This is a genomic window from Streptomyces calidiresistens (assembly GCF_014141525.1).
Taxonomy (GTDB): domain Bacteria; phylum Actinomycetota; class Actinomycetes; order Streptomycetales; family Streptomycetaceae; genus Streptomyces; species Streptomyces calidiresistens.
Window position 1 is genome coordinate 1 of record NZ_VKHS01001434.1, and the last position, 431, is coordinate 431.

The window sequence follows — 431 nt, forward strand, 5'->3', positions numbered from 1 at the left end:
AGCCCCGCCAGGTTGGGCGTCCCGTGCCGGCCGTGGAGATCGACCTCGGCGGTCGCCCCGGCGATCGGCACCCGCCCCAACCGCTTGGCCAGCAGTCCGCCGACGGTCTCCACGTCCTCGTCGTCCAGCTCGATGCCGTACAGCTCGCCGAGGTCGCCCAGGTCCAGGCGGGCGGTGACCCGGTGCCGGCCCCCGTCCAGCGGGCGCACCGGGGGCAGCTCCCGGTCGTACTCGTCGGTGATCTCCCCGACGATCTCCTCCAGGATGTCCTCGATGGTGACGATGCCGGCCGTGCCGCCGTACTCGTCGATCGCGACGGCCACGTGGATGTGGTCGCGCTGCATCTCGCGCAGCAGGTCACCGGCGTTCTTGGTGTCGGGCACGAAGGTCGCCGGCCGCATCGCGGTCTCCACCGGCCCGTTCTCGGACTC

1 protein-coding gene is annotated in these 431 nt (G+C 72.4%); it reads right to left on the minus strand.

The window, feature by feature from the left end; genetic code table 11:
• Nucleotides 1-431 (minus strand): transporter associated domain-containing protein (locus FOE67_RS27690; RefSeq protein WP_182667547.1); only part of this gene is annotated, 431 nt, incomplete at both ends.